The organism is Arthrobacter sp. SE2 (assembly GCF_058244265.1).
The window spans coordinates 1-23,899 of the sequence record NZ_JBZAYA010000031.1 but is presented as its reverse complement, the minus strand read 5'-3'; the positions used below and the strand labels follow the sequence as shown (position 1 = coordinate 23,899).

At 63.6% G+C, this 23,899-nt stretch carries 12 protein-coding genes and 2 pseudogenes; 8 read left to right on the top strand and 6 right to left on the bottom strand.

Annotated features, from left to right (window positions below; translation table 11 throughout):
* The first annotated feature begins 628 nt into the window (after positions 1-628).
* A pseudogene (locus AC4CS3_RS22815) lies at positions 629-1,581 on the top strand (IS1595 family transposase).
* 631 nt (positions 1,582-2,212) lie between these two features.
* Here AC4CS3_RS22815 and AC4CS3_RS22810 read toward each other — a convergent pair.
* Positions 2,213-2,464 carry an aldose epimerase family protein gene (locus tag AC4CS3_RS22810; RefSeq protein ID WP_442865353.1) on the bottom strand — a complete coding sequence of 84 codons (252 nt, stop codon included), beginning with the start codon at positions 2,462-2,464 and terminating at the stop codon, positions 2,213-2,215.
* 118 nt (positions 2,465-2,582) lie between these two features.
* Positions 2,583-4,067 carry an MFS transporter gene (locus AC4CS3_RS22805; protein ID WP_269995133.1) on the bottom strand — a complete coding sequence of 495 codons (1,485 nt, stop codon included), beginning with the start codon at positions 4,065-4,067 and terminating at the stop codon, positions 2,583-2,585.
* A 161-nt stretch (positions 4,068-4,228) separates the two neighbouring features.
* Here AC4CS3_RS22805 and AC4CS3_RS22800 point away from each other — a divergent pair, with 161 nt between their 5' ends.
* The 7 genes and pseudogenes from AC4CS3_RS22800 (at position 4,229) to AC4CS3_RS22770 (ending at position 14,191) form a co-directional block, all read left to right on the top strand.
* Positions 4,229-4,972: a TetR/AcrR family transcriptional regulator gene (locus tag AC4CS3_RS22800; RefSeq protein WP_269995135.1), complete on the top strand. Its 744-nt coding sequence runs from the start codon at positions 4,229-4,231 to the stop codon at positions 4,970-4,972.
* Positions 4,973-5,008: 36 nt separating this feature from the next.
* Positions 5,009-6,259, top strand: a complete 1,251-nt coding sequence (locus AC4CS3_RS22795) for an NAD(P)/FAD-dependent oxidoreductase (protein WP_490785362.1) — start codon at positions 5,009-5,011, stop codon at positions 6,257-6,259.
* Between the two features lie 68 nt (positions 6,260-6,327).
* Complete coding sequence (locus tag AC4CS3_RS22790; RefSeq protein ID WP_269995138.1) at positions 6,328-7,560, top strand: cytochrome P450; 1,233 nt, start codon at positions 6,328-6,330, stop codon at positions 7,558-7,560.
* Between the two features lie 35 nt (positions 7,561-7,595).
* Positions 7,596-7,790, top strand: coding sequence for a ferredoxin (locus tag AC4CS3_RS22785; protein ID WP_269995140.1), 195 nt, complete (start codon positions 7,596-7,598; stop codon positions 7,788-7,790).
* 552 nt (positions 7,791-8,342) lie between these two features.
* Positions 8,343-11,903 (top strand): MobF family relaxase, encoded by a 3,561-nt coding sequence (mobF, locus tag AC4CS3_RS22780; protein ID WP_490785364.1) that lies wholly within the window; start codon positions 8,343-8,345, stop codon positions 11,901-11,903.
* 201 nt (positions 11,904-12,104) lie between these two features.
* Positions 12,105-12,377 (top strand): annotated as a pseudogene (locus AC4CS3_RS22775) (transposase); the annotation flags it as partial.
* A 275-nt stretch (positions 12,378-12,652) separates the two neighbouring features.
* Positions 12,653-14,191, top strand: a complete 1,539-nt coding sequence (locus AC4CS3_RS22770) for a competence protein CoiA (protein ID WP_490785361.1) — start codon at positions 12,653-12,655, stop codon at positions 14,189-14,191.
* Between the two features lie 5 nt (positions 14,192-14,196).
* On the opposite strand, the gene AC4CS3_RS22765 is transcribed toward AC4CS3_RS22770, so the two are convergent.
* The 4 genes from AC4CS3_RS22765 to AC4CS3_RS22750 all read right to left on the bottom strand — a co-directional run bounded on the left by AC4CS3_RS22765 (position 14,197) and on the right by AC4CS3_RS22750 (position 23,822).
* Complete coding sequence (locus AC4CS3_RS22765; RefSeq protein ID WP_490785360.1) at positions 14,197-15,330, bottom strand: hypothetical protein; 1,134 nt, start codon at positions 15,328-15,330, stop codon at positions 14,197-14,199.
* The gene (locus AC4CS3_RS22760) at positions 15,323-21,490 is read right to left on the bottom strand and encodes a VWD domain-containing protein (RefSeq protein WP_490785359.1); all 6,168 of its coding nucleotides are present in this window, start codon (positions 21,488-21,490) and stop codon (positions 15,323-15,325) included. The genes AC4CS3_RS22765 and AC4CS3_RS22760 overlap by 8 nt, the downstream gene beginning before the upstream one ends.
* Positions 21,491-22,205: 715 nt before the next feature.
* Positions 22,206-22,559 carry a hypothetical protein gene (locus AC4CS3_RS22755; RefSeq protein ID WP_269995549.1) on the bottom strand — a complete coding sequence of 118 codons (354 nt, stop codon included), beginning with the start codon at positions 22,557-22,559 and terminating at the stop codon, positions 22,206-22,208.
* Positions 22,560-23,081: 522 nt separating this feature from the next.
* On the bottom strand, positions 23,082-23,822 hold the full coding sequence (locus AC4CS3_RS22750) for a hypothetical protein (RefSeq protein ID WP_490785358.1): 741 nt from the start codon (positions 23,820-23,822) through the stop codon (positions 23,082-23,084).
* Between the last annotated feature and the right edge of the window lie 77 nt (positions 23,823-23,899).

The following is a 23,899-nucleotide window of genomic DNA, read 5'->3' as shown; positions in this document are numbered from 1 at the left end:
AAAGCAAAGTGGTCCCCAACCGTATGAAACGCGACCCGTACCTATGGTTTTCCAAATCGGACCTTCCGGTCAAGGGTGACAGGGAGGTGGAGGCGACGAGGCGGATAACGGATCGCTACGTGCCGTAGGCACGATGACAGAAGGGGAAGCGGCAGCTCGGTGAGTCAAGGGGCAAAGTTGTGCTTGGTGCTCGCTGGCGGGTCTCACGCATTGACAATCACGGGCTCTCCGGAAAGGGGACTCCCGGCAAGGTGGACGCTCTCGCATCAGGTTGACGCCGGAGAAACGGCGCCTTTCCCAGGCAGCGACGCCTCGACAATGGCCGACGAGACAGCGCTCCCGAGAGGTACATCCTGGTCCTGCTGTCATGCCACAAGCAAAAGCGGCCACGGCAGTGATGTTCCCAACCCGCGCTACACCCCACCGAGCAACTTGAAAACTTTCGCCGAACTCGTTTCGTCAGGAAAGGTTACCCAGCTGGCAGATTTCAAATCTAATGTGGTACAGGTTGCACTCAACCAAGGGGTTCAATCGATGCTTCTCGGAAAGCTCACACACCCAAGCAAGTTGCTGAAAATATGCAAAAAGGATCAAGTGGATATCCGGTTAGCTCAGGTATTCTGGGTAAATGTCTGGACCGGATTTTCCGCGGACGATTCTGGAGTTCCAGGCGCGGTTTGGCGACGAGAAGGCGTGCCTGGACTATCTGCTTAAGTGCCGCTGGCCGGACGGCTACGTGTGTCCGCGGTGTCAAGGCCGGTCTGCCTGGCCCGTGGCGGCGCGGGGACTTTGGGAATGCTCCGCCTGCCGTTACCAAGTCTCGCTGACGGCCGGTACGGTGCTCCACAAGACCCACACAGCGCTGCATTTATGGTTCTGGGCGGCCTACCTGATGACGACCGGCACCCCGGGGATCTCCGCCCGGCAGCTGCAGCGACAGCCTCGGATTGTCCCGGTACGAGACGGCGTGGACCATGCTGCACAAGCTGCGCCGGGCTATGGTCAACCCGGAACGCACCTTGCTCACCGGTGAGGTCGAGGTGGACGAGTGCGAAGTCGGCGGTCCTGAGACCGGCCGGCGCGGCGGCAGGAGCCTCACAGCCCGGGCCACGCAGGTCGTCGTCGCGGTGGAGGTCCGCGGCCAGGGCTCGGGACGGGTGCGGATGAAAGTGATCCGCGATGCCTCCGGTGACACATTGACCGGCTTCGTGATGGACACCGTGGCTCCGGGGGCCATCGTGCATACTGACGGCTGGATGGGCTACGCGCCCTTGGCCAAAAAAGGCTACACCCACCGCCCCCGCTCCCAGCGGGCTGCCAAAAAGGCCGGCGACACCGACCCGGTCCTTCCCCGCGTGCACCGTGCCATCAGCAACCTCAAGACCTGGCTGCGCGGCACCCACCGCTCCGTATGCAATGAACACCTACAGGTGTACCTCGATGAATTCACGTTCCGCTAACAACCGGCGCGGCACGCCCATGGCGGCCTTCCAGTCCCTGCTCGGCCTCGGCACTACCCAAGCACCGACCACCTACCGCCAAATCACTGCCCACGATCCGGGACCGGACCCCGCCACCTGAGCTAACCGGAAACTCACTAAGCATCAAATGGGTGACCCCGGGCAGAAGCAACGGGCATAGTCGCCGACGAAAAGCTGCCTGCCGTTAGGCAATCGCATGGGAGGAGCCAATGTCCCAGTCCCACTCCGTGAAGTGCGCCGTTAGTCGTGGCGTTCAGCCCCCCAAAAATGCGGACTGCGGCCGCATCTGAAGGAATGGGACGCCCCACGACATGGGTCGCAGGTTTGATGACGCCGGCGCCAAAAACTCTTCGGCGTTGAAGTGAGGGAAGCTGGAATCACAGGGAACGCTCCGGAGGTACGCCCTCGCCTTGAAAAGTTATTGGAAAGTAGTGGATATCAACATGGCCTCATGGACCGGGAAGATGATCACGGAAAAGTTTCGTCTACCCATCTGCTGGCTAGTACATTGGGAATCTGTGCAGTTACCCTCAATGGCGTGCCCGAATGGCCTTGACCGATGTGAATGCCCGCCGGCAGACAGAATGGATGCCCTTTCATTTTGGTGACTCAGTTTTTCGACGGAGTTGATACGGCGTGCTGACTCGCTTCGGGACAGTGCCGCTGACGGCCGGCGGCCGGGCTAACGCGGGGCTTCGACGCAAGAGGACCAGATTCCGGTACTGGCACTGTCAGGAGGCAAAGATGAGCCATGATGCTTCGTGCGACGCTCCTGGTTCAAGCTGGACGAGGTCCTGGCCGCTGTTGAAGGCGTCGGGTGGGCAGGTCATGGGTTCAACGGCGAGTCCGAGCCGGTTCGGCAAGGGTGCGGGTTTGTCCGCGGCGTGGACCTGCAGCCAGGGGCTGTTCCGGTCCCACGTCATGCCGACCCCGGTTCCGGAGGGGTCCCGGACCATGACGCGGGCGATCCCGTCGTCGTACATAATGTCTGTGAAGGCGTCACCCGCAAAATCGTCATGAAGCCTTGAGATCGTCCTGACATCACGGCGGCAAGGTCTCCGCATTCGCGGCCGTAATGTGGTCTAAATCGGTCGTCTCGAACTATTCCGCTGACGCTCGGCTCAGTGCGGCTGCACGATACCTCGGGAGGAAGGCCGCGACTGCGAAGGCTCCGAGAGCCGCGGCTGCTCCGACACCCATGACGAGCTGAAACGCCCCCTGGGAGGGCATCGATACTCCGCCTAGGGTGGTGGTCAGCTGGGCGAGGACCACTCCGGCGACGGCGCTCGAAAGGGACGTGCCGATCGAGCGCATCAGCGTGTTGAGGCTGTTGGCGGACGCCGTTTCCGACGCCGGGACGGCACCCATGACGAGCGAGGGCATGGCTCCGTAGGCCAGGCCGATTCCGGCGCCGATGACGATTGAGACAACCACCAACTGCCAGACGGCGCCCATTGCAACAACGCCGAAGCCATAGCCTGCCGCGACGACCAAGGCGCCCAGCATGAGCGACCATTTCGGCCCCCACGTCGCGGAGATTCTGGCCGAGACCGGGGCGACGGCCATCATGACGAAACCTGACGGTGCCATGACGAGCCCGACGACGAGCATTGACTGACCGAGGCCGTATCCGGTCTGCCTGGGCAGCTGCAGCAGTTGGGGCAGCACCAGGGACATCGAGAACATGGCGAAACCGAAGATAGCGGAACCAATGTTGGTCAGCAGCACCTGGCGACGTACCAAGGTCCGCAGATCCACGAGCGGCCCGTTGGTGCGCAGCTCATAGCGTCCCCACGCAATGAAGAGCACGAGCGCCGCGGCGCCGAGGCCGAGCGTGGGCGCAGAGGTCCAGCCCCAATTGGCGCCCTTGGAAACGGAGAGCAGCAGGCTGACGAGGGCGGCGGAAAGGCCCGTCGCGCCGATGGCGTCGAAGCGGCCGCCGGTTCGTACCCGCGAGGCAGGCACCATGGTTGCGACCAACACGAGTGAGGCTGCGCCGAGGCCGGCGGCGACCCAGAAGAGCACGTGCCAGTCGGCGCTATCGGCGATGAGCGCGGCGACCGGCAGGCCGAGCGCGCCGCCTACGCCGAGCGAGGCGCTCATCAGGGCGGTCGCGCCTCCGAGGCGTTCGGCGGGAAGTTCATCGCGCATGATGCTGATGCCAAGGGGCACGACGCCGGCCGCGAGCCCTTGCAGGGTGCGCGCTACGATCATCGGCACGAGGCTGTCACTGAACGCTCCGACCACGGATCCCAGGACCAGCAGCACGATGCTGAACAACAGCATCCGGCGCTTGCCGTACATGTCGCCAAGGCGCCCGATCGTGGGTACCGAGACGGCGCCGGCCAGCAGAGTGGCCGTGATCGCCCACGTCGCGTCACCGGGCGCCGCGTGCAGCAGGGCAGGCAGCTTCGGGACCAGCGGGATCACCAGGCTCTGCATCAGCGATACGACGATGCCGGCAAAGGCAAGCACAAGGACGATGCGTGTGGGCGAACCGGCGCGAGGGGCGGAACTAGACGTGGGCACGCCATCCGACGGCACAGTGGCCGTACCGGGATTCGGGTCTTCAAGGCGCATGACCATGGGATTTCCTCTCGAGGAATGAAGGAATAAGGAGGGGGTCGGGCGGCCCGCCGCAGCGACAAACTCAATCTAAGTCAGTCGCTTGACTTAATGCAAGTGACTTACTTTAATGAAATGAGATCAACCACAGACCAGACCACCAGCAGCCCGGGAGGCGCAAGATGACTACCTCTATCGAGCGGTCCGACAGCACGGGAGCCTCGCCAGCCGGGGAAACCGTCCGGCAGCGGCGCGGAAGTCGGGTCAACGCGACGCGGGAACGCATACTCTCCACAGCCGAGCGCCTGTTCGCCGAGTACGGCATCGGCGCGGTATCCAACCGCCTGGTGAGCGACGAGGCCGGCCAGGGCAACAACGCCGCGGTCGGTTACCACTTCGGCACGAAAGTCGACCTGGTCCGGGCGATCGCCCGGAGACACAACGTGGAAATCGAAGAACGCCGCAAGCAATTGATCGCCGGCACGCGGGACTCGTCAGAGATCCTCGACTGGGTCGCTTGCCTTGTCCGGCCGGTCACCGACCATCTCGACTCGCTCCCGGCACCCACTTGGTTCGCCCGATTCGGAGCCCAGCTCATGACCGACCCGGGCTACCGGCAGGTGATGGAGCAAGACGCCATGGAGACACCGGCACTCCGGGAATTACTTGCTGGTCTGGACCGTTGCCTCCCCGATCTTCCGGCAGAAGTACGGGCCGAGCGCGATGACATGGCCCGCCAGCTGCTCGTGCACACCCTGTCCGAGCGGGAGCGCGCCCTGGCAGAGGGAAGGCCGACCACCCGCAGCTCCTGGCACGACGCCGGAACCGGCGTGATCGACGCAATCACGGGGCTCTGGCTCGCGCCCTACACCCCGGCCGGGCCGGACCGGCCGGCTGATCCCGGCGAGACCATGAATAACGACTGACTCACCCGACCACACCTCGACCGGAAAAGACGCCCGATGGACACCACCGCAGCACCCACGAACACCCACGCCCCGCGGGACCCGCGGGACCAGCACGTCCTCGTCGTCGGCGCATCCGCCGCCGGGCTGGCAACAGCCGAGGCCCTGCGGCGCAACGGACACCGCGGACGGTTGACGCTCCTCGACGCCGAACCGCACCTGCCCTACGACCGGCCACCGCTCTCAAAGCAGCTCCTCTCGGGTGAATGGACCGCCGACAGGGTCATCCTCCGCGACCAGAAGATGCTCGACTCCCTCGACGCCGAGTTCCTGCTCGGCGAGTCCGCAACCAGCCTCCACGTCTCCACACGCACCGTCACCACCGGGAGCGGCCAGGAAGTTAGCGCAGACGCCATCGTCCTCGCTACCGGACTGCGGGCGCGCCACCTGCCGACCGCACTAGGGACCGGGGATCGCGGGGCGCCGGCCGGGATTCACGTCCTCCGCACCCTCGACGACGCCCACCGACTCAAGGAAGCACTCGCGTCGACCGCGAGGCTCGTCGTCGTCGGCAACGGAGTCCTCGGGTGCGAGATCGCGGCCACCGCGCGCCAACTGGGCGTCAAGGTCACCCTTGTCGGCGCGGCGGAAGCGCCGATGGCACCGCAGCTTGGCGCGCTCGGCTCGCGGCTGCTCGCCGGCCTGCACCGCACACACGGCGTCCAGCTGCTCGGTGAGCGGCGTGTAGCCGCAGTGCAGCACTCCGGTGGCCGGGTGAGCGGGGTCGAACTCACCTCGGGCGAGGTACTCCCCGCGGACACCGTCGTCGTCGCGATAGGCTCCGAACCGGTGACCGGATGGCTCGCCGGCAGCGGCCTCGAACTCGACGACGGGATCGTCTGCGATACGTTCTGCCGGGCCGCCGACGGCGTCTGGGCCGTAGGTGACGTCGCCCGCTGGCACCACGCCGGCCTCGGGGAACCGGTGCGCCTGGAGAACCGCACCAACGCGACCGAGCAGGCAATCGCCGTGGCCCGCGACATTCTTGGCAAAGGGGAACCGTATGCCCCCGTACCGTACTTCTGGACCGACCAGTACGGGGTCCGGATCCAAGTGCACGGACTGATTCCCGGCTCGGCGCAGCTTGAGGTGACCGATGGCGACCCAGCCGACGGCCGCTTCGTGGCCGTCGCCATCGACGACGGGCGGATGGTCGGCGTGCTCGGCTGGGCCATGCCCAAACAAACCCGGCAGCGACGGCAGGAACTCATGGCGGAAGCGGGCGTCGACGTGCCGGCGCTGAATTGACAGGTCTCAAACTCCTTGACCCACCGAGCCCGTTGGCTCCACCGACCGATACAGCCTGGAGGAAAAGCATGACCACCACCACCACTGACACGACCACCCCGAGCCCACATGAGCCGGCGTTCCCGATGTCACGGGACGGCAAGTGCCCGTTCGACCCGCCGCCCCGCGGTCTGGCAGCCCAGAAGGAAGCCCCTCTGACACGGGTCACCATGTGGGACGGCAGCCGCCCCTGGTTTGTCACTCGCTACGCGGAACAGCGCGCGCTGCTGAGCGACCCGCGGATCAGCGCCGACATCAGCAACCCCGGCTACCCCAGCCCGGCCCCGCGCCCGAAGGGGAGCGGATCCCCGTTGAGCTTCATCCTGATGGACGACCCCGAGCACGCCCGGCTCAGGCGCATGGTGACCGCGCCGTTCATGGTCAAACGCATCGAAGCCATGCGACCGGGTGTCCAGAAAATCATCGACGACCTGCTTGACGAGATGCTCGCGGGCCCAAAACCGGCTGACCTGGTCGAGGCCTTTGCCCTGCCCATGCCGTCATTGGTGATCTGCCGATTGCTTGGAGTCCCCTACTCCGACCACGACTTCTTCCAGAAAAACAGCAACCTGATCATCAAGCGCGGCGTCAGTCCCGAGGACCAGGGCGCCGCGATGGGCGCGCTCATCGGCTACCTGCACCGGCTGCTGGCGCTCAAACTCGAACAACCCGGCGAAGACATCTTCACCGACCTCGCCCGCCGCGTCGACGCCGGCGACCTCAGTGCCGCGGACGCCGCCCAGATGGGCGTGCTGCTACTCATCGCCGGCCACGAGACCACGGCAAACATGATCGCGCTCGGCACGCTCGCACTGCTCGAACACCCGGAGCAGCTCGCCCGCCTCCGCGACAGCGGCGATCCCGCCCTCGTCACCTCCGCGGTCGAAGAGCTTCTCCGCTACCTGACCATCACCCACGACGGCCGCAAACGCATCGCGATCGCCGACATCGAGATCGCAGGGCAGACCATCAAAGCCGGGGAAGGCGTGATCATTGCCACCGACCTCGGTAACCGCGACCCGGAAGCCTTCGAGGACCCCGACACCCTCGACCTCGAACGCGACGCCCGCCACCACGTCGCCTTCGGATTCGGCGTGCACCAGTGCCTCGGCCAGCCCCTGGCACGCATGGAACTACAGCTCGCCTACACCACCCTGCTCCGCCGCATCCCCACCCTGGCCCTCGCCACTCCGATTGACCAGGTGCCGTTCAAGAACGACGCCTCCGTCTACGGCGTCTACGAATTGCCCGTCACCTGGTAACTAACCGCTCCCAACCTGCGAAGAAGGAAAAGAACATGAAAGTAATCCTCGACCAGGACAAATGCGTCGCCTCAGGGCAGTGCGTTACGGCTGCTGACACCATCTTCGACCAGCGCGACGAAGACGGCATCGCCATACTCCTCGACGCCGAACCAAGCCCGGAACGCGAGGCCGAGGTACGCCAGGCCGCCGCCGTCTGCCCCGTCCTCGCGATCCGTTTGGAGAGCTGATATACCAACGAGCGTCTCGATGACCGGCGATCTAGGAACGACGGCCGTCGTCGATGCGCCCTGTCCGGGCGTGCGAACGCACACGGTCACCGATTTCTTGCCGATGACCAACCCGGCGACGCGCTCGATCATCACGCCCATCAGAATCACCAATCCCTCCAAGTGCGACAAATATCGGCCGCCGCCTGGAGGATCCTCTGATCAGGACACAGAGCCACGTGCCTTACCGCGACCATCCGGTACACCCATGGACCCCGCGTCATGCACCTCTACGGGCTAACCCCGCACCAATGTGAATAGACGTCGCCAAGCGGCACAACAATTCTCACCCCTCGGCACGCGGAAGATACTTCCCCATCCGTTTACACGTCTGGCATCCAAGCGGGGAGCGGGGATTATCGACGGAAAGGTGACAGGCCGCCGGTAGTCATGTGCCTGATCCCGTTGCGGACGATGAAGGGGCGTGAAGCAACGGCGAAACAGCATCAGCCTGGACCTGGGGTGCGGTGCCTGCCCGCATTCCGTGGGTGTTCATGGGGCGTTGCGGTGACGATGTCCATTGCCCGGCTGTCTGCGGATGCCGGGGTGAAGTACCTGTTGAAGACCACAGCCCATGGCGATGTGACCGTGCGCAATCTGACTGACTACTACACGACTTCCGGTAACCCGCCCGGGACCTGGCTGGGCAGCGGCATGGACGGCATCGGCCTGGCCCCCGGCACCGTCCTGACGGATGATTCAGCGAAGGCAGTCTTCGAAGGAGCACTGCATCCGATCACACGTGAGCCGCTGGGCCGCCGGCACGGGCAGCGGGCCACCGCCCCAGCAGGGCCGGACCGGAAACCCGGAACATCCACGCGTTGCCCCGTTGCCGGGTTCGACTTGACGTTCAGCGTTCCGAAGTCGGTCTCGGTCTTGTGGGCGCTCAGCCCGCAAGACGTCCGGGATCAGGTGTTGGCTGCGCATCACCGTGCCGTGCAGGACACCTTGGTCTGGCTCGAGTGCCGGGCCATCGGAACCCGGACGGGCCGCAACGGCGTGGCCCACGTCCCGGTCCGCGGAGCCATCGGCGCCGCGTTTGATCATTGGGAATCCCGGGCCGGTGATCCGCAACTGCACACCCACCTGGTCATCGCCAACCGCGTCCAACGGACGAGCGATGGGGCGTGGGCTACTCTCGATTCCCGGACCCTGTACAAGGCGGCGGTCGCGGCCAGTGAGCACTACAACGGCCTGCTCTTCGACGAGCTGCGGCGCAGCCTGGGAACCGAGACCGAGCTGCGGGCACCGGTCTCGGTCGACCGCAACCCCAGCCGCGAGCTGTCCGGGGTCGATGCCGGGCTGATCACGGAGTTCTCCGCCCGGGCACGGATCATCGAGCTGGAGAAGGACCGGCTGGTCCGGCTCTGGAATCTCGAACACGGGACCAATCCCTCCGACGCCACTGTCCTGAAGCTGCGGCAGCAGGCCACCCTGTCGACCCGGACGGCTAAGGACGCCCAACCCGTATCGCTGGCGGAACGGCTTACGTCCTGGCGCCGCCGGGCCGAAGGCCTTGGCTACGGGCCGGAACGCTTGATTACCGGCACTGTCCACCAGTCCCGCACCCGGCCCCTCACGGGTGCGGACCTGTCCCCGGAATGGCGGAAGGTCACCGGGCAGCTGGTGATGGACCTGGTCGCCCAAAAACGCGCCACCTGGAACCGGTGGAATCTGCTCGCCGAGGCCGAACGCGTCTGCGCCGGCATCCGGATGGCCAGCCCCGCCGAACGCACAGCGATGATCGAGGCCCTTGCCGACGATGCCCAGACGTTCTCCGTCCCGCTCAACGAGCACCGGTACACCGCCCCTGACGACGCCCGGGCCGATCTCGCCGCCGACGGGCACACGGTTTTCGACCCGGTCACCGGGACGGTGTTCACCAACGCCCGTATCCTTGCCGATGAGGGAGCCATCATGGCCGCCAGCAACGCCACCGACGCGCCCGGGCTGGAGCCCTGGGACGCCGTCGACGCCGTCACCGCCACGCCCGGAAGTGCGGGGCCCGTTCTGTTCGCGGACCAGCAGGACGCCGCCATCCAGGTCCTGAGCAGCCGGCGTCGTCTGGACGCGCTCACCGGCCCGGCCGGGGCAGGGAAGACCGCCACCATGAAAGCCGTCAGCGACGCCTGGCAACAGGTCCACGGCCCCGGCAGCGTGGTCGCCCTCGCCCCGGCCGCCGTGTCCGCCGACGTCCTCGGCGACGCGTTGGGACTCGGAGCGGAGAACGTGACGAAATGGCTCTACGAATCCAACGGCCCCGGAGCAGCCAACCGCGCCCGACGCTACCTCCTCGCCGAACACGCCCTGGAACACCCCCTGGCTACCGGTCCGACTCAGAAGCGGTGGCGGCAGCAGGCGGCACAGGTCCTCGCCGCCGTCACCGCCGAACAGTCCCGCTGGCAGCTCCGCCCGGGCCAGCTCGTCATCATTGACGAAGCGTCCATGGTCCCCACCTACCAGCTCGCCGCCCTCACCGGAATGGCGGCCGCGGCCGGGGCGAAACTGGTATTGGTGGGCGACCCTGCCCAGCTGGACTCCATCGACGCCGGCGGGATGCTCGGCTGGCTCGACCGCACCGGCCGGGCAGTGCGGCTGACCTCCCTGCACCGCTTCACCCACGCCTGGGAAGGCGCTGCCTCGCTCCACCTGCGGGCCGGGAACTGGGACGGGGTCCTGGAGTACCAGCGACACGGCCGGATCCAGGCCGGAAACGACGACCGGATGATCGAGGCTGCGTACGCGGGATGGGCCGCGGACGAGAAGGCAGGGCTGGCCTCCATCCTCATCGCCGCGGACAATGACACCGTGACCGTCCTCAACCGGCGCGCCCAGCACGACCGGGCCGCCACGGGAGCCGTTGACACCCGGCACACCGTGCCCTTGGCCGACGGCCTCACGGCCGGTTGTGGGGATGTGATCCTGGCCCGGCGCAATGACCGAAGGATCAGGGATAGCCTGGGCGGGTTTATCCGCAACGGCACCCTGCTGACCATCACTGCACAGCCCGGCCAAGCCGGCACCGTTCCCTGCGTCAGAAAAGACACCGGCGCCACCATCAACCTTGACCGGAACTACCTCTCGGGGTTTACGGAATTGGGGTACGCGACCACAGCGCACCGCTCGCAGGGAATCACCGTGGACACCGGGCACATCGTCGTCACCGAAGGCAGGCTCACCCGCGAACTGTTCTACGTCGGCATGACCCGTGGCCGGACCACGAACACCGCCTACATCGTCGAACCCGACACTGACGCGGACGAACGGATTGATCCGACAGGTCTGCCTGGCTGGCCGGAGATCCTCGGCCAGGTCCTGGCCGCCGAAGGCGCCGAACACACCGCACACGAAACCCGGCAGGAACTCCAGGACAGCACAGATACCCTCCACCAGCTCGCCGCCGAGCACGACTACCTCACCCAACTCGCCGCCGACGAGGACCTCGCGGATTTCCTCACCACCAACTCCCCAGGTTCGACCGAGGATCTGCAGCGCTCCCCGGCCTGGGGGCCCGCCGTCGCCGCCTGGAAGCGGCTGGCAGCACATGACCGGAACCTTGCCGAGCACGAAGTGCTCAACGCAATGACGCCCCGCGGCGAAGTCCGCGACCTGACCGCCATCATCCACAACCGGCTACGCACCGCCGCAAACCTCCACGAAGCACCCGAAGGGCTCGTCCGGTACCCCGGCAACCGTCCCGACCTGAGCAACCTCGTTACCCAGGTCGAACAGCGCATCCGCAACCGCGCCAAACTCGTGGCAGCACGCAACCCCGCCAGCCAGGAACCATGGGTGCAGGACCTCGCCTCGCAACTCCAGAACATCCCGGACCCGGACCGGCGACGGCGAACGCTGCAGGAAATCCTCATCTACCGGGACCGCTGGGCCATCAACGACAACACCACCCCGCTCGGAACCCCTGTGGCCTGGGAGGAACCTGACAGGCAAAGCCAACGCCAACGGCTCCAGACGAAGCTCTCCCCTGTTGCCCAGACCCGCACCAGCCCCGCCACGCCAACAGTGCACTCCTACGAGCCGTCCTCTTCGACACGGGACATTGGGCTGCGGATCTAAAGTTAGAAGTCGCACTTCCCATCGCTGGCCGAAGATGCCGACCGCTCAGAAAGTAGAGTGGGACCGTCTGAATGACGGTGTGTGGTGTCCGGCCTGATCCGAAAGGAGACGGTCGTGTCAGAGTCCACGACCGAGATGGAAGGGGTGATGATCGATCCTGTGACGGGAGAGATCATCGATCAGTAGGAGCTTGCGTAGCGGTTGCTCGCGCAGGCCGAGGAGCAGGGCGTGAGCCTGGTGGGCCCGGGCGGGCTGCTGAACCAGCTCACGAGGAACGTGCTGGAGACCGCGCTGGAAGCGGAACTGACCGAGCACCTCGGGCACGAGCATGGCCAGAGGCCGATCGCGGCGAACATGCGTAACGGCACCAGGTCCAAGGCCGTGCTGACCGAGATCGGCCCGGTCGAGATTGAGGTGCCCCGGGATCGGGATGGCTCGTTCGAGCCGGTGATCGTGCCCAAGCGGAAAGGGCGCGCCTGGACGGGATCGACCGGGCCTCACGCACCTGAGTCTTTGGCGACGATGCGGCTGGATCTAACGTGGCGCGTTTTCCCGGTCGCCGCACACATGTTTGGCATGACTAGGTATTCCGCACTATGACAAGGACTAGGTCACCAAGATCACTGCGGTCCTGCTTGAGGCGCAGATCAGGCTGACCGAAGTTCTCCAGGTGTTTGTTGATAGCGGCGGCGGGGGTCGAACGGTAGATTGACGGCCACGGCTGTGCAGCCGGGGATGGGGGATGCTTGGTGCAGTTGGTGGCGTACCTGAACGGTGATCGGGTCGACGCGACACAGATGGCCCACGATCCGTGGCGGGCGCTGGTCAATCACCCTCTCTACATGGACCTGGTGCTGCTGGAGTGCGGGCTGCGGGCGAGCCGGGTCACGCGCAGGGGCCGGCAGTTCTTCAAGCATTATCCCGGCGTCGAATGCTCCGTCGAGCACAAGTCTGAGTCGGATCAGCACTTGGCGATGAAGCGGGCGCTGCAGGACAGAATCAACGCCGTGCCTGGCTGGCGTGCGGAGGTTGAGCACGCGCATCCGCAACGGGCTTGGATCGCTGATGTCATGGCCATTCACACAACCGGCAGGCGGCTCGCATTCGAGGTCCAGCTGTCGCCGCAGAGCGAGGACGAGTATGTCTACCGGTCCCAGCGTTACGTGCATGATGGCGTCGGCCCGGTGTGGGTGGTCCCCTACGACCACGACGAGTTCCGGGTGAAACTGCTGATGATCGTCACGGGCTTCGGCAAAACCAGCGACCTGCCCGAGGCCCCGGCGAAGCTCATGGATCGGGCTCAGTACCAGCCGGTATTAGGTAAATCGGGCCATGTCGGGCGCGCGGTGGATGCGGTTCTGCATCCGTCCTTTCGGTGGTCGTACGGAACCCCGCAGCACCAACTGGAGGAGATCGCGCGACGGGCGGAGATCCGGGCCAAAGCTGCGGCAGAACATCTGGAGAGGATCGAGCAGGCTGAGGAGGCGAAACGCATTGCCGCGGAGAATGCCGCCGCGGTTGCTGCTGAAGTGACGGCGAGGTTTGTCGACGCTGCCGCCGCACCAGGAATCACCGACGTGCCACCTGTCCTCTCAAGCCGGCGCATTTGGGCCAGTGACGTTCGCTGCATGAAGTCCGGTCACCCGGTGCTGATCTGGCTGCTCACCGAACCGACCGGACAGAAGTCCGGGAACTGGATGCCAAGGGCTGAGAACTTTGAAAACGTCCGGGCACACGTAGACAGCTGGCTGTCCGCAGCTGGACGCGGGTTGGCCCGGGCAGGCATATACCGGCTTCAAGGCCCTGGCAACCGCAGCGCATTTGCCTGCCCTATCTGCGAAGACGTCATCAAAGGCCGCTGGATAACCGCGCTCCCCCCTGCCAAGTGGTCCGTCATTGCCGAAGGCGGTGCAACCAACCCCGAGGCAGGCGAAGTGCTGCACCGGCGCCAGCCGGCCCAACCGCCGAAAACCCCGACAAAGCCGCCAACTGCCGTCCAACCTTCCAACGTTTCCGAGGGTGACTACCTGTTCATCGGACCAAAACGCACGCCGTTCTGGATATCCGAAACCACCAACGGCCAGGAAATAGCAGAACGCCAAGCAGCCAAGGCCGCAAGAGCGGCTCGCATGCATGAGATCACGAACAACCCCCGATACCGGGCCAGCCCGAATGGATTCCGTTTCGAGTGCACAGACTGTGGCGGAATGTTCGAGGACGACAACGAAGGCATCCATGCCAACGCACGCTGCCTCATCCACGGTACGAGGAGCTCAGGCTGGCAGTAGCCCCACTAGGCCATTCGAGGAGTCCATTTGGACAGGAGAGCTTTGTTGGCTTCCCGTCGAAGGTACAGATCTTCTGGAGGAGTTTGATTTGGGTCTGCCCACCAGTCGCTGAGGTTGTCGACGGCGACCATTTTTCGGCCTGCGTCGAGGGGAGTGACGCGCCAGCGGTCCGACGGCTGCAGGTCCGGGTGGCCTGGTCCGAGGACCTGCACGGCGAAGATCCCGGGAAGGGAGCTCCTCACGAATCCGTGGTCGGCGCTCAAATCGAGGTCGCGGGGGTTGGGGATGTCCGGGCGTCCGGGGCGCGCAACTTGGGTCATCATGCTCCCGGCGGTGACAAGCCCGAAGAGGACGCGGGTCATCTGGGCGTAGTCATAGAGCGGCGCCAAATCCGCGAGGAGCCTCATGACACCTTCCCCGGCATCGTCCTTGCCGTTCTTGATCTCGGTGCCGGCGAGGATCCATCCCTCGCCGGTGAACTTCACGTACCAGTCTCCGTTGGCTGTGGGGAACAGCAGGTCGGCCCATCCGATGTCTTCGCACAAGCGCGTCAGCAGTCCGGCGACCTGGTGTGGTTCGCATTGGGTCATTGTGAAATGGATGCCGGCGAGGATCGGGCCGGTCGCGTTGGCCGCGGCCCAGCCGGTGATCCGGTCCACGATTTCCTTGAACGCTGGGCTGTCCACAGCCCACCGGTCCAGGTTCTTCTTCACAGACCGGAAGGCGAGGGGCGTCTCGTTGTTGTCCAGAGCCGCGTCGACGGAGCAGATCGCGGCGCAATAGGCGTACCGATTCGTGCGGGGTCTGGGGCCGGGGCGGTCGGCGCATGCGGTGATGGTGCCGGCGAAGCCGAGGGGCGCGATCGCGTCGGCGATCATCTGCGCAATCTCCACGGCATGCCGTGGAGCCAGGACGGGGTGGAAGTAGATTGCTGTTCCCTTGTTCAACTCGACCGCGTGAAACCGCTGGTCGGGGTGCCCGGGCATTCTGATGCCGGCAATGGCGTTGTCGATGTCGTCAGCTGAGGGTGGGTTCGCTCCTTCATTCGGGGCGCAGAGGAATCCCTGGGTGAATAACGCGGCCGTGTTGACCCTGCGGATCTTGTCCTCGTCGACGGTGATGCCGGCATGTTCACCCATTGAGTGCCCCGCTGAAGCTGTACGTACCGTAGGAGTTGCGGGTTATGTCGCTGGCCATCTCGAGCCGGTAATCACCAGCCGGGAGAGCCGTGGTCTTATTCCCCGAGGCGCAGTAGTCCCCGGCGACTTTCGCCCCACTGGCCACGGAAGTCACCTGCCAGGTGAGCCCGTTCGCGTACGGATTTGCGGGGTTGCTCAGACACGTCACCCAACTGATACTAAGGGTTTTGCCCCCGGTGGGGACGGTGAAGGTGTAAAAGTCCTTGGATCCTTTCGTTTCCAGGTTCCCGGCACCCGCGGCGGGAACCCCACCGCTCACCGTGCTGCCGTCCAGCGGCAGGGTGAAGGTCTGCGGGTCGGGTACGAAGAACGCCGACAGACTGTACGTGCCGTAGGACTTGCGGGTTATGTCGGTGCCCATTTCGAGCCGGTAATCACCGGCCGGAAGGGTGACGGTCTTGTTCCCGCTTCCGCAGTAGTCCCCCGCGATCTTCGCCCCGCTGGCGATCGAGGTGACCTGCCAGGTGAGACCGTTCGCGAAGATGTTGTCGGGGTGGCTCACGCAATCCCGGTTGAAGTCCAGGTACAGGGTCTTGCCGCCGGCCGGGACGGTGAAGGTGTAGTAGTCCTTGGAGGCCTTGGTTTCCAGGTTCCCCGCACCGGTTCCCGGGACGCCGTCGCTCACGGCGCTGCCGTCGAGCGGCAGAGTGAAGGTCTGCGGGTCGGGTACGAAGAACGCCGACAGACTGTACGTGCCGTAGGAGTTGCGGGCGATGTCGGTGCCCATCTCGAGCCGGTAATCACCGGCCGGAAGGGCCACGGTCTTGTTCCCGCTTCCGCAGTAGTCCCCCGCGATCTTCGCCCCGCTCGCCACGGAGGTTACTTGCCAGGTGAGACCGTTCGCGAAGATGTTGGCGGGGTGGTTTACGCAATCCCTGTTGAAGTCCAGGTAAAGGGTCTTGCCGCCGGAGGGAACGGTGAAGGTGTAGAAGTCCTTGGACCCTTTCGTTTCCAGGTTCCCCGCTCCCGCGGCGGGAACCCCGTCACTGATTGTGCTGCCGTCAAGCGCCAGGGTGAAGGTCTGCGGATCCGGGACGAAGAACGCCGCCAGACTGTACGTGCCATAGGAATTGCGGCTAACGTCCGTGCCCATCTCAAGCCGGTAATCACCGGCGGGCAGTGCAACCGTCTTATTCCCGTAGCTGCAGTAGTCCCCGGCGACCTTTGCCCCGCTCGCCACGGAGGTTACCTGCCAGGTGAGCCCGTTCGCGTAGCCGTTCTCGTTGTTGCTAACGCACGAGCGGAAATCCAGGAACAGCGATCTCCCCCCTTCAGGAACGGTGAAGGTGTAGAGGTCCTTGGATACCTTCGTTTCCAGGTTCCCTGCGCCGGCCCCGGGCACGCCGTCGCTGATTGCGCTGCCGTCAAGAGGGAGCGCGAAGGTCTGGGGGTCGGGGACGAAGAACGCCGCCAGACTGTACGTGCCATAGGAATTGCGGGTGATGTCCGATCCCATTTCGAGCCGGTAATCTCCGGCCGGAAGGGTAACGGTCTTGTTCCCGTAGGCGCAGTAGTCCCCGGCGACCTTTGCCCCGCTCGCCACGGAGGTTACTTGCCAGGTGAGCCCGTTCGCGTAGGTGTTGGCGGGGTGGTTCAGGCACGAATGGAAGTCCAGAAACAGGGTCTTTCCGCCGTCCGGGACGGTGAAGGTGTAGAGGTCCTTGGATCCCAGGGTTTCCAGGTTCCCGGCACCGGCCCCGGGGACGCCGTTGCTGATGATGCTGCCGTCGAGCGGCAGAGGGTAGGTCTGCGCGTCGGGGACGAAGAACGCCGCCAGACTGTACGTGCCGTAGGAGTTACGGGTGATGTCGGTGCCCATTTCCAGGCGGTAATCACCGGCCGCCAGTGCCACAGTCTTGTTCCCTGAGGCGCAGTAGTCCCCGGCGACCTTTGTTCCGCTCGCCACGGAGGTGACCTGCCAGGTGAGCCCGTTCGCGTACTGGTTCGCGTTGTTGCTAACGCACGAGCGGAAGTCCAGGAACAGCGATCTCCCCCCTTCAGGAACGGTGAAGGTGTAGAGGTCCTTGGATCCCTTCGTTTCCAGGTTCCCTGCACCAGCCCCGGGCACGCCGTTGCTGACTGTGCTGCCGTCAAGCGGCAGAGTGAAGGTCTGCGCGTCGGGGACAAAGAACGCCGCCAGACTATATGTGCCGTAGGAATTCCGGGTGATGTCCGATCCCATTTCGAGCCGGTAGTCACCAGTCGGGAGAGCCGCGGTCTTGTTCCCCGAGGCGCAGTAGTCCCCGGCGACTTTCGCCCCGCTCGCGACCGAGGTGACCTGCCAGGTGAGCCCGTTCGCGTACTGGTTCGCGGGGTGGTTCAGGCACGAACGGAAGTCCAGGAACAGGGTCTTTCCGCCGTCCGGGACGGTGAAGGTGTAGAGGTCCTTGGATCCCAGGGTTTCCAGGTTCCCCGCACCGGTTCCCGGGACGCCGTCACTCACGGCGCTGCCGTCAAGCGGCAGGGTGTAGGTCTGCTGGTCGGGGACGAAGAACGCCGCCAGACTGTACGTGCCGTAGGAGTTACGGCTAACGTCGGTACCCATCTCAAGGCGGTAATCACCTGGCGGAAGGCCAACGGTCTTGTTCCCCGAGGCGCAGTAGTCACCGCCCATTTTGACTCCGGTGGAGCTGGACACAACCTGCCAGGTAAGTCCGTTCGCGTATGGATTGGCGGGGTTGCTCAGGCACGACCGGAAATCAAGGAACAGGGTCTTGCCGCCGTCCGGGACGCTGAGCGTGTAGATGTCAGTTGAGTTCTTGGTCTCCAGGTTCCCCGCACCGGACCCGGGAACCCCGTTGCTTACGGCGCTCCCGTCAAGGGGCAGGGTGAAGGTCTGGGGGTCGGGGACGAAGAACGCCGCCAGACTGTACGTGCCGTAGGAGTTACGGGTGATGTCGGTGCCCATTTCCAGCCGGTAATCACCAGCTGGAAGGGTGACGGTCTTGTTCCCGCTGCCGCAGTAGTCCCCCGCGACCTTTGCCCCGCTGGCGATCGAGGTGACCTGCCAGGTAAGACCGTTCGCGAAGATGTTGTCGGGGTGGCTCACGCAATCCCGGTTGAGATCCAGGAACAGGGTCTTGCCCCCGGCAGGTACCGTGAAGGTGTAGAAGTCCTTGGACCCCTTCGTTTCCAGGTTCCCCGCACCGGACCCGGGAACCCCATTGCTTACGGCGCTCCCGTCGAGCGGCAGGGTGAAGGTCTGAGGGTCGGGGACGAAGAACGCCGACAGACTGTACGTTCCGTAGGACTTGCGGGTGATATCGGTGCCCATCTCGAGCCGGTAGTCGCCGGCCGCCAAGGCCATCGTCTTGTTCCCCGAGGCGCAGTAGTCCCCGGCGACCTTCGCTCCGCTGGCGATCGAGGTGACCTGCCAGGTGAGCCCGTTGGCGAAGATGTTGTCGGGGTGGTTGACGCAATCCCGGTTGAGATCCAGGAACAGGGTCTTGCCCCCGGCAGGTACCGTGAAGGTGTAGAAGTCCTTGGACCCCTTAGTTTCCAGGTTCCCCGCGCCGGAGCCCGGGACGCTGTTGCTTACGGCGCTCCCGTCGAGCGGCAGGGTGAAGGTCTGAGGGTCGGGGACGAAGAACGCCGACAGGCTATACGTTCCCCAGGAGTCTCGCGTGGGATCTGTCGTCAGCTCGAGCCGGTAATCTCCCGGCGGAAGGTCCACAGTCGTGTTGCCGCTGCTGCAGTAACCCCCGGCGACTTTCGTACCGCTCGATGCATTGACGACTTGCCACATCAGCCCGTTCAAGAACTGATTCCCGTTGTTGCTCACACACGAGCGGAAATCCAGGAACAACGTCCTGCCTCCGTCAGGAACAGTGAATGTGTAGGCGTCCTTGGAGGCCTTCGTTTCCAGGTTCCCCGCACCGGCCCCGGGGACGCCGTCGCTGATTGCACTGCCGTCAAGAGGGAGCGCGAAGGTCTGGGGCGGGATCAGTTGTTCGGTGATGTCGATGTTGTCTATACCGATTGCTCTGCTCGCCGTTAGCGCGATGCCGCTTGCCGTGAGCGAGGCTTTGAGGGTGGGCGTCAAGTGGGGCAGGTTGACGCTGACCCGGTATTTCTTGAATTGGTCTCCGGAGGCGAGCTGCCCTGTGCCAGCCGGAGTCGCGTTGGTCACCGAGGAGAGGCTGCTTGACCACACACTTGAGCCGTCGATGTTCAGGGCCAGCGAAGAGTTCACTCCGTCCCAGGTTCCGAGAGTGAGTAGATCAAAGGCAACGGTGAGGGAGTTGTGCGCGGGCATATCTGTGACAGAGAAGGCATAGGGCCTGTCGCCGGAAAGCGGGCCCGCGATGGTCGACGTCGCGGAATCGGTTGAAAGCCTGTAGGGATCAAAATTCGGGGCGACAGCGCTTTCGAAGTCTTCGCCGAGGTGCCCGTTGGAGTCGAACGTTTTTGATCCAACGAGTGAACTGGCGGGCGCTTTGACCTGGGCCGCAAGGGCCGTGTAGGTCGGTGCGTCGCCACTGAGGATCACGTCGCTGATGCAGCCGCTGAGGGCAGGACCTTCGTCGACGTTGGCCTGGTGGCAGGAGTTCTGGGCCGCTGTGATGACGTCAGAGCTGTAGTCGGAGACTTTGACAATGTTCTGGGGGTAGCTCGTGTCGGTGAACGTTGCGGTTGATTGTCCCGTGCCGTAACTGAAGAGTGAGGTTGCATCGGTGATGCGCCACGAGTCTGCGAAGGACCCGTGCAGGGCCGCTGCGCCCGGGTTCGCTCCGAGGTTCCATCCGCCTCGGGTGACGAAATCGTCGCCTTTGACCCCGTTGTTGTTCCCCAAGAGTCCCCGGGTCGAGATGGCAGATGGTACGTGGATGCGGACATTTGAAGATTCGAAGGTGAGTACCGGGCGGTCTGTCTGGCCCGGCCAGACAGCGGCGTATGCGTTGCCGTTTCGGAACACTGCCGAGCCTGCTCCGAAGTAGACGTACGACCCGTCGGGAATGTCCAGATGGGTGCCTTCGACTGTAAGCCCTGTTCTGGAGAGGATGACTTTCTTGCCGTTGAGGACAAAGGCAACTGCGTCCGTTGTTGATACCTTGCCGCCGGAGAGCCCCTTGAAGCGGGCCTGTACCCGGAAGTCGTACGGTACGTCGTCCTGCGCCGACTGGACGAGGTCGAATTCGCCAACCGACTGGACGTCGAAAGCGGTTCCGTCGAGGTTGACCAGGTGCGGGTCGCCGAACGCGGTTTGAACGCCCTGGGATTTGAGCCAATCCATCAGCATCAACTGGTTGGGGAGATCAAGGGGGCCATCAGGCGTTCTCACACCGTCGGAGCCAATGCAGAGCCACATGCAGGATGCATTGCGCAGTACCGATTCGACGAGGTCCGCGAACCTGCGCAGCGGCAACGTACGGAGCCACAGCGGCTCCGGTTGGGAGCCGCCTCCTACCGTCCCGATCAGTGGGAGCACCAGCGGATAGGTCTTGGGCCAGGTGTCGAAGTCCTGATCCAACCATTGGACGTCAAGGACTCGCGCCGGTTGGTTGCAGTCTTCCCGGGCTCTCCCGGGTGTCACCATCAGCACGCCATCTGCGGGTTTCGATACGGCGTATTCCACATATTGCTCGCTGCCATCGAAACAATTCCCAATGTGGATCTTGAAGGCGTCCGTGTAGGGGTGTGTTCTTGAAGAGAGCTGCGCCGCATAGGACGTGTCCTGCTGGGACCCATTGAACAAGCGGACGTAGTTATTCACCTGGGTTTGCGCATCCGATGAGGTGCCGTACCAGGCGCCTTTCGCTTCGAGAATGTCAACCAGCTTGGATGTCGGATTGGGGTTCGGGTCGTACTCGACGATGTCACTTCTGCGTGTGACGCGCCCATCTGGCAGGCTCATTTCCCATTGGATCCCCGGACTAATACCGGGATAGAAGTGGACACTCTGGGAGGCCATGCTGCGCCCGTAGATATATCGGGCCTGGGCAATGGCTTCCGCTCCTTTGCCTGTGGAACCACACTGGTGAAGTTGGTACACGCCATTGGCATAAAGCAACCCGGCGTTGAAGCCCTTGTAACACTCCGGATTGAGATTGAGGCTGCGGGTCACCCTCGCGGTTCCGGCAATGCACTGGAGGCTCGCCACTGCCTCCCCGTCTAAGGAGTTTGGACTGCACGCATCGCCTTTCACGAGATCCAACGGAACCGCGCCTGTTGGTGCCGTGACTACTGTTGGTTCAGCAGTTTGTGGCGCAGCAGCGGCATTCGCCGGTACCGGGGAAACACCGAGTATCCCGGCGACCACGACCGCTGCTGCAAAGCCGGCAACAATCCTGCTGAAAACTGAAAATCCAATTGAGCCAAAAGGCGCATTAAAGGCGCGCATGTGCCCCCCCAATAACTAGCGCGAGTGGAAGCATCGACCGCGAGTGAAGGTAGTCGAGCTTCTGTGGGTGCGCAAATTCTTACATTCAAAACAGGTGCATGTAAATAGGTTTGTGTTATCCGAGTGTCAATAGAGTGACGGTCGTGTAGTAAGCCCAGTGCAGCGAGTAGTCCATACTCGCGCCACAAGACTTTTTGAACCTGTAGGCTGCAATTCCCCGCTCCAATAGGGCACCCATCTCGACTGTTTGTCGTAATGTCCGTCCACTAGCTCAAAACAGTGGACACGAAAGTGAAATTGAAAAGTTCATTTCCTCGGGCTATTTAAGGGGGAATTCCAGCAGTCGACAGTAGCGCGTCCATTCCTCTAAGCGGACACTATCCGCCAGCGATCCTGCCAAAATTCCAGTACACCGAGCTGATATACCCCAACATCTCCGGAGCCGGACGCTCGTTGGCGGCGCCTCGCACGGAGTTCAGCGGAACGGAAGGTCGCTTTGTGCCACGAGGTCCTTGAGTCCGGCGTCAGAAAGGCATTGGGAGATGGCTTCGATTGTCGGGGCCGTGGCCCTCGGCCCAATCAGGATTTCCTTTATTGGCAGGGGCTGATGTGCCGTTTTAGCGCTGACCGGAGATCCTTTCCACGGCACGATTGTCTTGGCACTATCAGTGGGCATCACTAGGAAATTTACGCTAGCCGAGAGGCTGACGCAGCGGACTTCTTTTTCATGGCGGAATCCTTGGTGTTTAAAGTTCAGTGCTGTTAGGACGTTGAGTGCCATGAAGTTCGGAAGGTCCATAACGATTCCTTTTTGGATGGCAGTGTTCATGTCCGAAACGAATCGGGCTGCCGCGAGCTCCTTCTGTCGGATGGCGAAGATGCCCTTGAGCCATTGAACGGATTCATTCGTCGGCGATGCCGACAAAAGACCCCGGCCCCCAGCTGCCAAGCCCACTCTCGGCATAGGGCCATTTTCACTCGTGTGGGGGCTGTTTTCCTCAGATGGCGGATAGCATCGGGCGCATGCCAACGAACCCATTGTTCCTGCTTGGGCATGACCGGGTCAGAGCTTCGCAACTACTGCCGGATCTCCGGCATTCACACTCGACTCAGCAAGCGGCGAATCATGCTGCACGAGGACGACATCAGGGCCCTCGTGGAATGGCTACGGGCACGGAACCATAAGAACGGCGAATGGTGGATGGAACCAGAGCCCGACCCTTTCAGGTAGCGGCTAGCCCGCAGAAAGTTCGCAAGTCGGCCCTGGGCACTTTTTGGGCACATTTTGGGCACATCCGATGTAAGAACGGGTGATTTGAAGTAACCAAAATCCTTGAATTCTAGGGATTTTTCATGCCCTCATTGGGGCTGAAAAGGTTTCAAATCCCACCGTCACCGCCAAGTTAGTCACGTTGGAACCCCCGGTAAGCGAAAGCTTGCCGGGGGTTTTGCTGTCTCCGCCTTTGTCGGCCGCTGTCGCCCAGCTTTTCGGCTCGGATGCCCCAACGGCCGCCCCGACGCTACTTCGGGCCGGTGTGCGCCCCGTGTGGCCGCTTCCGGCCAAGAGAACACCGGCCACGACATCGCTCTTCGGTGCCTGCTGGATTTTTGGGTGGCTGGTGTTGGCCTCAAGATCGTCATCAGCATCAATCCGCAACTCCTTGAACATGGCTTCATTCAGGTTTTGACGGTCTATGTCGGTGGCGTGTTTTGCGTAAAGTGTGCGGGCATTGCCCAGTAGTCCGAGCACTACCTCAACATGGCCGAGTAGGTCGGTGGTTTGCTGCTGTGCGCTCTGGATCAGGCGAGCGGCGTCGGTCAGCTCGACACTCAGTTTCGCCTGGCGTAGCTTGAGATCCTCTACCGGCAGCGCATCGGCCATGTATGCATCAATCAGCTTTTGCTTCTGTCGTTCGAGACGAATCAGGCGGCGTCGCTGGTCGGCGACGAGTGTGTCAGCCTCGTCTTGCTGGCTGTCAAAGCAGGAGATAATCTCTCGACGTAACCGTTCAATCTCGGGTTGACTGAACCGGACATGCTGCCATTCCTCTTCAACCAGCTTCTCAATCTTGCCTACGGAGACATATGGCAATTTGCAATCAGTGCGACCAGTACCCTACGTGTCAGGGTTGGATGAGGCCAGCGGCTCATTGCAACTTCGTCTAATCC

Coding starts and splice junctions, on each gene's coding strand:
- AC4CS3_RS22810 (WP_442865353.1), bottom strand. CDS start 2,464: ATGTACGACGACGGGATCGCCCGCGTCATGGTCCGGGACCCCTCCGGA.
- AC4CS3_RS22805 (WP_269995133.1), bottom strand. CDS start 4,067: ATGGTCATGCGCCTTGAAGACCCGAATCCCGGTACGGCCACTGTGCCG.
- AC4CS3_RS22800 (WP_269995135.1), top strand. CDS start 4,229: ATGACTACCTCTATCGAGCGGTCCGACAGCACGGGAGCCTCGCCAGCC.
- AC4CS3_RS22795 (WP_490785362.1), top strand. CDS start 5,009: ATGGACACCACCGCAGCACCCACGAACACCCACGCCCCGCGGGACCCG.
- AC4CS3_RS22790 (WP_269995138.1), top strand. CDS start 6,328: ATGACCACCACCACCACTGACACGACCACCCCGAGCCCACATGAGCCG.
- AC4CS3_RS22785 (WP_269995140.1), top strand. CDS start 7,596: ATGAAAGTAATCCTCGACCAGGACAAATGCGTCGCCTCAGGGCAGTGC.
- mobF (WP_490785364.1), top strand. CDS start 8,343: ATGTCCATTGCCCGGCTGTCTGCGGATGCCGGGGTGAAGTACCTGTTG.
- AC4CS3_RS22765 (WP_490785360.1), bottom strand. CDS start 15,330: ATGGGTGAACATGCCGGCATCACCGTCGACGAGGACAAGATCCGCAGG.
- AC4CS3_RS22755 (WP_269995549.1), bottom strand. CDS start 22,559: ATGAACACTGCCATCCAAAAAGGAATCGTTATGGACCTTCCGAACTTC.